Genomic DNA, 11721 nt, shown 5'->3' with positions numbered 1-11721 from the left:
CGTGGACGACGTCCACGAGCCACTCGCGTTGTACCGCGGAACGCTCCCGACCGTGCGGGACGAGCCTAGAAAAAGACCGACCGACGCTGCATCAGCAGCCGGTAGATGGTGTGCTGGATCGTCTCGCGCACCTCGTCGGTGAGGTTGAACACCACCATCGGGTCGTCCGCCGCCTCCTGCGCATACGCGTCGGTGCGAATCGGCTCGCCGAACTCGATCCGCCAGCGGGTCGGCAGCGGCACCAGACCGAGCGGGCCCAGCAGCGGGAAGGTCGGGGTGACCGGGAAGTAGGGCAGGTTCAGCAGGCGGGCGAGCGTGCGCACGTTGCCCACCATCGGGAAGATCTCCTCGGCGCCCACGATCGAGCACGGCACGATCGGCACCCCGGTGCGCAGCGCCGCCGAGACGAAACCGCCGCGGCCGAAGCGTTGCAGCTTGTACCGCTCGCTGAACGGCTTGCCCAGACCCTTGTAGCCCTCGGGCCACACGCCGACCAATTCACCCTTCGCGAGCAGGCGTTCGGCGTCCGCGTGGCAGGCGAGGGTGTGCCCGCTCTTGCGCGCCACCGACCCCACCAGCGGTAGCTGGAAGACCAGGTCGGCGGCGAGCAGTCGCAGATTGCGCTGGTCGGGGTGGTGGTCGTGCACCGCCACCTGGGTCATCAACGCGTCCACGGGCAGCGTGCCGGAGTGGTTCGCGACGATCAGCGCGCCGCCCTTGGCCGGGATGTTCTCCAGGCCGCTGACCTCGACCCGGAAGTACTGCTCGTACACCACCCGCAGCACGGCCATCAGCTTGTCGTTGAGCTCGGGGTCGAAACCGAACTCGTCCACCTCGTAGTCGCCGGTGATCCGCCGGCGGAGGAAGGCGAGCCCGTCCGCGGCCTTGTCCTCCCAGCCCGGCCCGGCCACCCCGTCCAACAACCCGGCGGCGGCACCGCCCACGACCCCGCCGACCGCGCCGGCGAGCGACCCGAGCAACGAACGCCCGGTCCCCGGTTCCCGTCCGCTCGCCGGTGCCCGCCTGGGCCCCGCACCGGCGTCCGCCCTCTCCTCGCCCGTGCTCTCCTCGCCCCGGCCGGCCGGCCGCTCCCGCGTCGGGCGCGCCTCGATCGACCGCACCGGCACCTCACCCTCGACCGGCTCGGGCACCCGGACCGCCCGAGCGGGTCGGGTGGGCCGTCGCCCCGACCGGGGCGCGGGGGTACGCGCGCCGGAGGTGGCACCGTCGAAGGGAATGATCCGGGCGTCACCCATCGGGGCTCCTCCTGGTGAGCAGCAACGTGGCGAGTCGATCGGGCACCTGTGCCAGGCGCCTGGGGTCGAGCAGGCCGGCCGAATGTCGACCCCCGGCATAGTCGGCGAACGTCTCGGCCGTGGTCCTGGCCGCGACGAAGCCCAATTTCTCCCGGGCACGCGTGGGGTCGACCACACGCCCGTGGGTGAGCAGCCGCACCTGCTCGGCGGACAGGTGCACCGAACCCGCGCGGCGCAAACCCTGATTGACCAGCCCGACCGCGGCGGCCGGGAAGGGCAGCACCGGTCGACCCAGCCGACGCGCGGCCTGGGACAGGAACAGCACCCCCTCGGCGGCGATGTTGTAGGTGCCGGGCCGATCGGCCGATACGGCGATCCGCAGCGCCTCCAACAGATCGTCCTCGTGCACGAACTGCAGGCGCGGGTCGTAGCCGAGCACCGTCGGCAACACCGGGAGCCCGAAGTAGGAGCCCATCGGCGAATCGGTCCGCGGCCCGAGCTGCGGCGCGAACCGCAGCACCGTGACCGCGACATCCGGCCGGCGCCGGGCGAAGCCGCGCACGTAGCCCTCGATCTCGACGGCGTCCTTGGCCCAGCCCCCGGTGGGCTGCACGCGCGGTTCGGTGTCCTCGGCGAACAGCGCGGGGTCGCGCGGCGAACCGCCGTAGACGGCGGTGGTCGAGCGCACCACCAGGCGGCGGATCGACGGGGCCTTCTGGCAGGCCGCGAGGAGCTGCATGGTGCCGATGACGTTGGTCTCCTTGATCGAGACCGCGCCGCCGTGGGTCGGCGGCACCTCGCTGGGGCTCAGGTGCACCACGGTGTCCACCGCGGCCGACGCGACCACCTTGGCGATCATCGGGTTGCGGATGTCGGCGAGCACGAAGTCCACCCCGTCGGGGGCGGACGCGGGTTCGACCAGGTCGACCCCGATCACGCGATCGACGCCGGGTTCGTCGCGGATCATCCGCACGAAATCGGCGCCCGGGTCGCCGGCCACGCCGGTGACCATGACGACACGTCCCATGTCGTGCCTCCCCCCGCCCATGTTTGCTCGCCAGGTGATCGCCGGGTGATCGGCATGCAGCCGAATGGTTACGGAACGCATACGCGAGACGACAAGTTCCAACGTATCCGTACCGACTACCCGCCGGGCGCGGGTTTACGAGGCGTTCACACGCGTTCCGCCCATCCGCGTGCCCGGGACATCCGCACGCAACACCCCGAAACGCACGACGACCGCCCGACGCGTCCCCCGAAGGGAACACGTCGGGCGGTCGCCCAAGGCTTCAGCGGCATACGCCGGTGGGATGCCTACTTCTTGTTGCGACGCTGCACACGCGTCTTCTTGAGAAGCTTGCGGTGCTTCTTCTTCGCCATGCGCTTGCGACGCTTCTTGATGACAGAGCCCACCGACAACCCTCGCTCACGTGACGTTCCTACCGCGCGGAGCCGGATCAGCCCGCACAACTGGGGGCCAGCCTACTCGCCGCCCCGGCCCACCTCTAAACGAGGCGGTCCGTAATGCCCCCCTACGCTGTTTCCACGTAGGAGTCTCGCAGGTAGTCGTGGACGGCCTGTTCCGGAACTCGGAAGGACCGACCAACCCTGATGGCCGGCATCTCGCCACTGTGGACCAGGCGATACACCGTCATCTTGGACACCCGCATCACCGCGGCCACCTCGGCCACAGTCAAGAAGTTGACCTCGTTGAGAGGCCTCTCTCCAGAAGCCATGACGCACCGAACCATTCAGCACGCGTCGGGCGCCGGCTTCCCCTCCGGCGACTGCCACACGCACGTGCGTCCCTCCAGAGTAGTGGCGTGTGGTACCAGTGGGGAAGAGGAGTAGTTATCCCACCTGAATCGCCCATCAGGCCGTTTTATGGATTGATTCCGGACAGTCCGGACCGATCGAGAACGTAGGCCATGAGCGGCTTGTACAGGTGCGGCGCGACGTTGTCGTCGAGCGGGACGACCACCTCGACCCGGCCCTCCTCGGCCGCCACGAACAACGCGGGATCGTTGCAGTCCGCGAAGCCGATCGCGGGAACACCCGCCTGACCTGCACCTCCGGCCCAGCCGTGGTCACCGATCAGCAGATCCGGCAGCGGTTCGCGGGCGGCGGCGAACTCGGCCAGCATCGCCCGGACGCCACGTGCGGAATGGGTGTGCCGGAAGTCTCCCTCGTCGTCGACGACCATCGCGACGTCGCCCCGATACCGGACCGTGCGGCTCTGCCCACCCTCGGCGGTCGGGGTGCGATAGGTCCATCCGGCGGCGGGGCGCAGGATCGTACAGCCGGCCTCGCGCAGCACCCGGGCCAGGGTGCGGTACCAATCCTGTAGTCCGTTCGGGTGACCGGTGGCCAGGATCACCCGCTCGCGGCGCTTGGCGGCCAGTGCCACCCGGTCCGCGTACGCGTCCAGGGCGGCGATGGTCAGATCCGGGTCGATGGTGTCCTGGCCGCTGCGGTGGGCCGGGTCGGCGACCACTCCGCACCGGCGCACCATCAGTGCCAACACCTCGTCCGGGTTCCACCGGCCGTCCGGTTCGAGGCCGAACAGATGGCCGGGGTGCCGCTCGCTCATCAGTCGGTAGTGCCGGAGGTTGTTCTCCCTCGTGGTCGCCACGTCGCCGGCGATCCGGCCGCGCACGAGGTGGGAGCGAAGCTCCGCGGGGGTGGGAACCGCAACGGTCACGCACAGCTCCTTGGGTCACGGGTCGAGGTCACGGCAGGCGTCGGGGGCGCCGGGTCACAGGTCGAACATCGGGTCGAGACCGTGCGCCGGGAAGACCGCACGTCGGGTGGCCAGAATTGATTGGTCGGTCCGGTCCGCCGGGTCGTAGCCCGCAGAGAATGGCCGAAAATCGCCGGTCCCGCCGTCGGTCATGCGTTGTGGTCCGGTTTCGCGGGTCAACATCCGCACCTCCTCGCGCCAGTCGAGCGGCACCTCCAGGGTGGGCTCGATCGGCGCTCCGGCCGCCTCGGCCACCAGGTGCGTCCAGGTGCGCGGGACCACGTCCACCGCCGCGTAGCCACCGCCGCCGGTGGCGATCCAGCGCCCGCCGGCGTGTTCGTGCGCGAGCGCGTGCAGTGCGGCGTGCGCCGTGCGCTGCGCGTCCAGGCTCAGCGCGAGATGGGCGAGCGGGTCCTCCACGTGGGTGTCCGCGCCGTGCTGGGTGACCAACACGTCCGGGCGAAAGGCCGCGAGCAGGGGCGGCACCACCGCGTCGAACGTGCGCAGCCAGGCCGCGTCGGCGATCCCGGGCGGGAGCGCGACGTTGACCGCGAAGCCCTCGGCGTCCGGGCCGCCGACCTCGTCCGGGAAGCCGGTGCCCGGGAACAGGAAACGCGGGCTCTCGTGCAGGCTGATGGTGAGCACGCGCGGGTCGTTCCAGAACGCCTGCTGCACACCGTCGCCGTGGTGCACGTCGACGTCCACGTAGGCGACCCGCTCGGCGCCGAGTTCGAGCAGCCGCGCGATCGCCAGCGCGGGGTCGTTGTAGACGCAGAATCCGGCCGCGGCGGCGGGCATCGCGTGGTGCAGCCCGCCCGCGAAGTTGATCGCGTGGTCGGCGCCGTCCGGGTGTTCCGGTCCCAGCCACACCGCGTCGGCGGCGGCGATCGAGGCGCCGGCGATCAGCGCGGACACCTCGTGCATGTCGGCGAACGCTGGGGTGTCCTCGGTGCCGATCCCGAACGCCGGATCGGCCTTTCGGGGATCGTGCGAGGCGGCCCGCACGGCGGCGACGTAGGCGTCGGCATGCACCGTGGCCAGTTGTCCGTCGGTGGCGATCGGCGGTGCGCACATCCGCACTTGCGGCAGCTCGTGCAGGCCGAAGGCGCGGATCAGGTCGATGGTCAGGCGCAGGCGTAGCGGCTTCATCGGGTGCCATGAGCCGAAGTCGTAACCGGTCATCCGGTCGTCCCACATCACCTGCACCGCTCGACTCATGCGGTCACGCTACCGCCCGGGCCGGCCCGCGATCATCGGTCGTGAGCGGGTTCACCGTGCGGGGCGAAGGCGCGGGCCAGGGGCACCACCGCGAGCACCAGGAACAGCGGCACCAGCATCGCGACGCGGAACGAGGCGAGGTCGGCGATCCCGCCCACGAGCGGGGTGCCGACCAGGAAGCCGACGTAGTTGAAGATGTTGAGCCGGGCCACCGCCTCGTCCGCGTCCTGCGGCGACTGTCGGCCGCCCGCGGCGAACGTCTGCGGGACCAGGACGCACAGGCCCACGCCCAGGATCACGAAGCCGAGCAGGCCCACCGCGGCGTGCGGGGCGGCCAGCACCACCGCGAAGCCGGCGGCGGCGACGACGGCTCCGCCGCGGACCACGTTGACCATGCCCCAGCGGCGCACGCCGAGGTCGCCCACGCTGCGGCCGATCAAGGTGGTGACCATGTACGCGATGTAGGGGACCACCGCGAACGCCTCGGAGCTGTCCAGCACCTTCTCCAGGTAGACCGCGCTCCAGTTGGCCACCGTCGAGTCGCCGATGTAGGCGAACGTCATCACCAGGCACAGCGGGATCAGCGGGCGCCAGGGCAGCTTGCGGGCGGCGCGGCCGGGGTCGGCGACCGGCATCGCGGCGTCCGTGCCCAGGTAGCCGGGGCCGATCACGAGCAGGGCCGGCACGGTGAGCACGGCGGCTCCCGCGTACATCCACCCCAGTGGGACGTCGCCCCACGCGCACAGTCCGGCGACCCCGGCGCCGGCCAGGCCACCGAGGCTGTACGAGGCGTGGAAGCCGAGCATGATGCTGCGACCGGCCCGGGCCTGGATCGCCACGCCCTGCATGTTCATCGTGGCGTCCACCGCGCCCAGCGAGAGCCCGAACACGAAGAGCACGAGGGCCAGTTGCCACAGTCGATCACCGGCGCCGACGCCGATCAGGATCGCGCAGACGATCGGCTGGGAGACCCGAAGCACCAACCGGCTGCCGAAGCGCTTGGCCAGCGCGCCGGCGATCACGCTGCCCACACCCGCGACGATCGGCACCACCGACAGGACCGCGGTCAGCGTGCCGTCGCCCATGTCGTAGCGGCGCTGGATCGCCGGGATCCGGGTCACCAGGAGGGCGAAGGACGCGCCCTGGATCAAAAAGCACGCGAGCAGGCTGAACCGCGCCCGGCGCAACATCTCGTCCTTGAACGGCTCCGCCGCCGGTTCGGTCACCTGCATGGGCGTGCACGCTACCGACGGGTCACTTCGACGGACAGAGGCCGGGAAGATCTTTTGATGAATCGTCAGATTCGGTGAGCGGACGAACCGTTCGAAAGTGGTCGAATATCCAGCAGTTCCGGCAGGTCGGCCATGTCCTTGAACAACGAGTCGGCGTCCGCCAACCGCTCCGCCGGAGTCATCGCGGCATAGCCGTACACGGTCATCCCCGCCGCTCGCGCGGCCTCGACCCCCAGCGGACTGTCCTCGATCACCACACAGCGCGCCGGGTCGACGCCCATCGTGGCCGCCGCGTGCAGGAACAGATCGGGCGCCGGCTTGCCCTGCGCGACGTCCTGGCTGCTGAAGCGCACCGGGTCGGGGAAATGCCCGATCAACGCGGTCCGGGTCAACGCGAGCCGGATGCGCTCGTGCGTGCCGGAGGAGGCCAGGCAATACGGGACACCCGCGAGGTCGAGGGCGGCGAGCACGTCGGCGACCCCGACCACGGCCTCCAACTCGGCCCGGAACCCGGCGAACACCCGCTCGTGGTAGACGTGATCGAAGTCGTCCGGCAGCGTGACGCCGTCCCGTTCGCGGACGATCGTGTGCACGCGGGCCATGGTGCCGCCGAGGTAGTCGCGCAGCGAGTCCTCGTAACTGGTGGGCACGCCCAGCTCGGTGAGCAGGCCGGCCAGCGCCCGATTGGCGATCGGTTCGCTGTCCACCAGCACGCCGTCGTTGTCGAACAGCACCAGGTCGGGCTTCACTTGAGGCCCTCGGCGATCTCCTGCGACCGGTTGCTCGCGGCTTCCAGCGCGGCCAGCAGCGCGGCCCGCACGCCGTGGTTCTCCAGCTCGCGGATCGCGGCGATCGTGGTGCCGGCCGGCGAGGTGACCGCCTCGCGCAGCAGCGTGGGGTGCTCGCCCGAGTCGCGCAGCATCACCGACGCGCCGATCGCGGCCTGCACGATCAGGTCGTGCGCGGCGGCACGCGGCAGCCCGAGCAGGATGCCGGCGTCGGTCATCGCCTCGACCAGGAAGTAGAAGTAGGCCGGGCCGGAGCCGGACAACGCGGTGACCGCGTCCTGCTGCTTCTCCGGAACACGGATGGTCTTGCCGACCGAACCGAAGATCTCCTCGACCCGCGCCAGGTGTTCCTCGCCGGCGTGCGCGCCGCCGGAGATCGCGCTCATCCCCTCGTCGACCAGCACCGGCGTGTTCGACATGACCCGCACCACGGGGGTGCCGGCGGCCAGGCGCGCCTCCAGGAAGGAGGTGGTGATGCCCGCCGCACCGCTGACGACCAGCCGGTCGGCGGGTACGTGCGGGGCCAACTCGTCCATCAGCGCGGCCATGTCCTGCGGCTTGACCGTCAGGATCAGGATGTCGGCCGCCTTGGCGGCCTCGGCGTTGCCGACCGCCTCCACGCCGTAGCGGCGGCGCAGATCCTCGGCTCGCTCGGCCCGGCGCGTGGTGACCAGGAGGTCGCTTGGGCTCTTGCCCGCCCGGATCATCCCGGACAAGAGCGCTTCACCGATTTTCCCGGTGCCGACGACGGCGACCCGCTGAGCCATGGCCCCACACTTTCTCGCGTTCGTTGCTCCACCGAAGGCACGCCCGGTGCCTCCAGTGGCCACCGTACGGTACGTACACGTGTCCTATGGGGTGCGCCGGCGCAGGGTCAGCGCACCGAGCGCGAGGGCCGCGAGCACGCAGCCGGCGATCACCGCGACATCGCGAAGCAGCAGGCCGGAGACCTCGCTTTCGGTGGTCAGCCGGAGCATCGCGTCCACCGCGTAGGACAGCGGGAACACGGCGGAGATCGCTTCGAGCACCGGCTGCATCTCGTCCCGGGGCACGAACAGCCCGCACAGCAGGAACTGCGGCAGGATCACCGCGGGCAGGAACTGCACGGCCTGGAACTCGGTGTTGGCGAAGGCGCTCACCAGCAGCCCGAGGGCGAGCCCGAGCAGCGCGTCCAGCACCGCGACGCACAGGATCAGCCAGGTCGGCCCGGCCACGTCCAGGTCGAGCAGCCCGATCGCCAGACCGGTGGCCACGACCGCCTGGACCACGGCGACCAGACCGAAGGCGAGCGCGTAGCCGCCGATCAGCTGCAGCTTGCCGATCGGCATCGTGAGCAGCCGCTCCAGCGTGCCGGTGGACCGCTCGCGCAGCGTGGCCACCGAGGTGACCAGGAACATCACCACGAACGGGAAGATCCCCAGCAGCGGCCCGCCGATCCGGTCGAACTGCTGCGGTCGGTCGTCGTAGAGCCAGTACAGCAGGGTGAGCAGCACGCACGGCACGAGCAGCATCAGCGCGATGGTGCGCGGATCGTGCCGCAACTGGGCGAGCACGCGGCGTGCGGTGGCGGCGGTGGCGGCGGTGGTCATGACGCGCTCCCGGAGGCCGAGGGGGCGGTCGAGGGGGCGGCGTCGACCAGCGCGAGGAAGGCCGACTCCGCGTCCCGCGTCCGGGTGCGCTCCAGCAGCGCGGCCGGGGTGTCGTCGGCGAGCAGCACACCGTCGCGCAGCAACAACAACCGCTCGCAGCGCTCGGCCTCGTCCATCACGTGGCTGGACACCAGCAGCGTGACGCCACCGGCGGCGAGCCGATGGAACAGCCCCCACAGATCGCGCCGCAACACCGGGTCGAGGCCGACCGTGGGTTCGTCCAGCACCAGCAGCTCCGGCGCGCCCAGCAGCGCGGCGGCCAGCGAGACCCTGGCCCGCTGCCCGCCGGAGAGCCGGGCCACGGCCGCGTCCTGGCGATCGGTCAGGTCCACCTCGCCGAGCACCCGGTCCACCTCGCCCGCCCCGGCGCCCAGGATCGAGCCGAAGTAGCGCAGGTTCTCCCGCACGGTCAGGTCCGCGTAGACCGACGGCGCCTGCGTCACGTACCCGATCGCGCTGCGCAACCTCCGATGCCCGGCCGGCCGGCCCAACACCTCCAGCCGCCCGCCCACCTGTGCCTGCACCCCGACGATCGCCCGCATCAGCGTGCTCTTGCCGCACCCACTCGGCCCGAGCAACCCGGTGACGCTCCCGCGCGGCACCCCGAACGAGACGTCGTCGAGCACCACGCGCCCACCACGCACGACCCGCAGCCCCTCGGCCCGGATCGCGTCGCCCCCGACGTAATTCATCATGTGTTGAATATGCGCTTCCCGCCTCCCCTCGTCAAGCGATCGCCCACGTTTTCCCCCGGTCGGCGACGAGGGCACCCCACGTGACGCGCAGCGGACCGTGCGAGGTGCTCGAACGGCTCGGCGGGGGCGGAACGGGCGAGGTCTCCCGGGGCCGGAGCCGTCCGGCAAGTCCGTGTTCACCGCGACGGTGGGCCGATAACGCGTCAGGGCGCCCCGGCCGTGGCCGGGGCGCCCTGTGCGGTTGATCGGTGCGGCGTGAGGGGTCAGTCGAACATCGAGACGTCGCGCACGGCGCCCTTGTCCGCGCTGGTGGCCATCGCCGCGTATGCCTTCAGGGCGGTGCTGACCTGGCGGTCGCGGTCGACCGGGCGGTACTTGCCCAGGTCGTGCAGCAGCCGCTCGCGGCGCTCGGCCAGCTCCTCGAAGGAGACCTCCAGCTCGATCCGCCGGTTCGGGATGTCGATGGTGATGATGTCGCCGTCCCGGACCAGCGCGATCGTGCCGCCGGCCGCCGCCTCCGGCGAGACGTGCCCGATGGACAGGCCCGAGGTGCCGCCGGAGAAGCGCCCGTCGGTGATCAGCGCACACTTGGCGCCGAGCCCGCGACCCTTGAGGAAGGACGTCGGGTAGAGCATCTCCTGCATGCCCGGACCGCCCTTGGGACCCTCGTAGCGCACCACCACGACGTCGCCCTCCTTGACCCGCTTGGTCAGGATCGCGTCGACGGCCGCCTCCTGCGACTCGACCACCACGGCCGGGCCGGAGAAGGTCCAGATCGACTCGTCCACGCCCGCGGTCTTGACCACGCAGCCCGCCTCGGCGAGGTTGCCGTACAGGATGCCCAGGCCGCCGTCCTTGCTGTACGCGTGCTCGACGTCGCGGATGCAGCCCGCCGCGACGTCCAGGTCGAGCGAGTCCCAGCGCTCGGACTGGCTGAACGCGGTGGCCGAGCGCACGCAGCCGGGCCCGGCGTGGAACAGCTCGACCGCCTCGGCGGAGGGCGAACCGCCGCGCACGTCCCAGGTCTTGAGCCACTCGGCCAGCGAGTCGGTGTGCACCGAGCGCACGTCCTCGTGCAGCAGCCCGGCGCGGTACAACTCGCCGAGCAGCGCGGGCACACCGCCCGCGCGGTGCACGTCCTCCACGTGGTACGGCGCGTTGTTCGGCGCCACCTTGGCCAGACACGGCACGCGCCGCGAGAGCGCGTCGATGTCGGCCATGGTGAAGTCCATCTCCGCCTCCTGCGCCGCCGCGAGCAGGTGCAGGATGGTGTTGGTCGAGCCGCCCATGGCGATGTCCATCGACATCGCGTTCTCGAACGCCTCCCGGGTCGCCACGTTGCGCGGCAGCACGCTCTCGTCGTCCTGCTCGTAGTAGCGCTTGGTGATCTCCACCGCCGTGCGGCCCGCGTCCTCGTACAGCGCCTTGCGCGCGGTGTGCGTGGCCAGCACCGAGCCGTTGCCCGGCAGTGCCAGGCCCATCGCCTCGACCAGGAAGTTCATCGAGTTGGCGGTGAACATGCCCGCGCACGAACCGCAGGTGGGACACGCGGCGTTCTCGATCCGCTCCAGGTCCTCGTCGGAGACCTGGTCGGACGCGGAGTCGGCGATCGCGGTGATCAGGTCCAGGTGCGGGCGCACCCGGCCGTCGACCATGACCGCGGTACCGGCCTCCATCGGACCGCCGGAGACGAACACGGCCGGGATGTTCAGCCGCAGCGCGGCCATCAGCATGCCGGGGGTGATCTTGTCGCAGTTGGACACGCACACCATGGCGTCCGCCTGGTGCGCGTTGACCATGTACTCCACCGCGTCGGCGATCAGCTCGCGCGAGGGCAGCGAGTAGAGCATCCCGGAGTGGCCCATCGCGATGCCGTCGTCGACGGCGATCGTGTTGAACTCGCGCGGGATGCCGCCTGCGGCGGAGATCGCCTCGGACACGATCCGGCCGACCGGCTGGAGGTGGGTGTGCCCCGGTACGAACTCGGTGAAGCTGTTGGCAACCGCGATGATCGGCTTGCCGAAGTCCTCACGCTTGACGCCTGCGGCCATCAGGAGCGCGCGAGCGCCCGCCATTTCGCGACCGTGGGTGACCGTCCGAGACCTGAGTTGCGGCACTGCACACACCCTCTCAGCAATTCACC

12 protein-coding genes are annotated in these 11721 nt (G+C 71.0%); all 12 read right to left on the bottom strand.

Annotated elements, in window-relative coordinates; translation table 11 throughout:
• Nucleotides 1–65 precede the first annotated feature (65 nt).
• The 12 genes from ACH4U8_RS27395 to ilvD all read right to left on the bottom strand — a co-directional run bounded on the left by ACH4U8_RS27395 (nucleotide 66) and on the right by ilvD (nucleotide 11695).
• Complete coding sequence (locus tag ACH4U8_RS27395) at nucleotides 66–1256, bottom strand: lysophospholipid acyltransferase family protein (RefSeq protein WP_395780829.1); 1191 nt, start codon at nucleotides 1254–1256, stop codon at nucleotides 66–68.
• The gene (locus ACH4U8_RS27390; RefSeq protein WP_360313146.1) at nucleotides 1249–2283 is read right to left on the bottom strand and encodes an NAD-dependent epimerase/dehydratase family protein; all 1035 of its coding nucleotides are present in this window, start codon (nucleotides 2281–2283) and stop codon (nucleotides 1249–1251) included. Before ACH4U8_RS27390 ends, ACH4U8_RS27395 begins: the two co-directional genes overlap by 8 nt.
• Before the next feature lie 287 nt (nucleotides 2284–2570).
• Entirely contained in the window at nucleotides 2571–2669 is a 99-nt protein-coding gene (locus ACH4U8_RS27385; RefSeq protein ID WP_012854759.1) for a 30S ribosomal protein bS22, read from the bottom strand.
• A gap of 119 nt (nucleotides 2670–2788) precedes the next feature.
• Nucleotides 2789–2992, bottom strand: a complete 204-nt coding sequence (locus ACH4U8_RS27380) for a helix-turn-helix domain-containing protein (RefSeq protein ID WP_020549639.1) — start codon at nucleotides 2990–2992, stop codon at nucleotides 2789–2791.
• A gap of 146 nt (nucleotides 2993–3138) precedes the next feature.
• Complete coding sequence (locus ACH4U8_RS27375; RefSeq protein ID WP_360313143.1) at nucleotides 3139–3957, bottom strand: phosphatase; 819 nt, start codon at nucleotides 3955–3957, stop codon at nucleotides 3139–3141.
• Nucleotides 3958–4011: 54 nt separating this feature from the next.
• Complete coding sequence (locus tag ACH4U8_RS27370) at nucleotides 4012–5214, bottom strand: acetoin utilization protein AcuC (protein ID WP_395780827.1); 1203 nt, start codon at nucleotides 5212–5214, stop codon at nucleotides 4012–4014.
• A 32-nt stretch (nucleotides 5215–5246) separates the two neighbouring features.
• Nucleotides 5247–6446 (bottom strand): MFS transporter, encoded by a 1200-nt coding sequence (locus tag ACH4U8_RS27365; RefSeq protein ID WP_395780825.1) that lies wholly within the window; start codon nucleotides 6444–6446, stop codon nucleotides 5247–5249.
• Nucleotides 6447–6511: 65 nt separating this feature from the next.
• The gene (locus tag ACH4U8_RS27360) at nucleotides 6512–7195 is read right to left on the bottom strand and encodes an HAD family hydrolase (protein ID WP_360313137.1); all 684 of its coding nucleotides are present in this window, start codon (nucleotides 7193–7195) and stop codon (nucleotides 6512–6514) included.
• The gene (proC, locus tag ACH4U8_RS27355) at nucleotides 7192–8001 is read right to left on the bottom strand and encodes a pyrroline-5-carboxylate reductase (RefSeq protein WP_360313135.1); all 810 of its coding nucleotides are present in this window, start codon (nucleotides 7999–8001) and stop codon (nucleotides 7192–7194) included. The genes ACH4U8_RS27360 and proC overlap by 4 nt, the downstream gene beginning before the upstream one ends.
• 84 nt (nucleotides 8002–8085) lie before the next feature.
• Nucleotides 8086–8823 carry an ABC transporter permease gene (locus tag ACH4U8_RS27350; RefSeq protein ID WP_360313133.1) on the bottom strand — a complete coding sequence of 246 codons (738 nt, stop codon included), beginning with the start codon at nucleotides 8821–8823 and terminating at the stop codon, nucleotides 8086–8088.
• Nucleotides 8820–9578, bottom strand: a complete 759-nt coding sequence (locus tag ACH4U8_RS27345; RefSeq protein ID WP_395780823.1) for an ABC transporter ATP-binding protein — start codon at nucleotides 9576–9578, stop codon at nucleotides 8820–8822. Before ACH4U8_RS27345 ends, ACH4U8_RS27350 begins: the two co-directional genes overlap by 4 nt.
• A gap of 263 nt (nucleotides 9579–9841) precedes the next feature.
• On the bottom strand, nucleotides 9842–11695 hold the full coding sequence (gene ilvD, locus ACH4U8_RS27340; protein ID WP_360313129.1) for a dihydroxy-acid dehydratase: 1854 nt from the start codon (nucleotides 11693–11695) through the stop codon (nucleotides 9842–9844).
• Nucleotides 11696–11721: the final 26 nt, after the last annotated feature.

This window comes from Embleya sp. NPDC020886, assembly GCF_044333915.1.
Lineage (GTDB): Bacteria > Actinomycetota > Actinomycetes > Streptomycetales > Streptomycetaceae > Embleya.
This window is presented reverse-complemented; position numbering and strand designations above follow the sequence as displayed.

Coding starts and splice junctions, on each gene's coding strand:
- ACH4U8_RS27380 (WP_020549639.1), bottom strand. CDS start 2,992: ATGGCTTCTGGAGAGAGGCCTCTCAACGAGGTCAACTTCTTGACTGTG.
- ACH4U8_RS27345 (WP_395780823.1), bottom strand. CDS start 9,578: ATGATGAATTACGTCGGGGGCGACGCGATCCGGGCCGAGGGGCTGCGG.
- ACH4U8_RS27390 (WP_360313146.1), bottom strand. CDS start 2,283: ATGGGACGTGTCGTCATGGTCACCGGCGTGGCCGGCGACCCGGGCGCC.
- ACH4U8_RS27350 (WP_360313133.1), bottom strand. CDS start 8,823: ATGACCACCGCCGCCACCGCCGCCACCGCACGCCGCGTGCTCGCCCAG.
- ACH4U8_RS27370 (WP_395780827.1), bottom strand. CDS start 5,214: ATGAGTCGAGCGGTGCAGGTGATGTGGGACGACCGGATGACCGGTTAC.
- ACH4U8_RS27395 (WP_395780829.1), bottom strand. CDS start 1,256: ATGGGTGACGCCCGGATCATTCCCTTCGACGGTGCCACCTCCGGCGCG.
- ACH4U8_RS27365 (WP_395780825.1), bottom strand. CDS start 6,446: ATGCAGGTGACCGAACCGGCGGCGGAGCCGTTCAAGGACGAGATGTTG.
- proC (WP_360313135.1), bottom strand. CDS start 8,001: ATGGCTCAGCGGGTCGCCGTCGTCGGCACCGGGAAAATCGGTGAAGCG.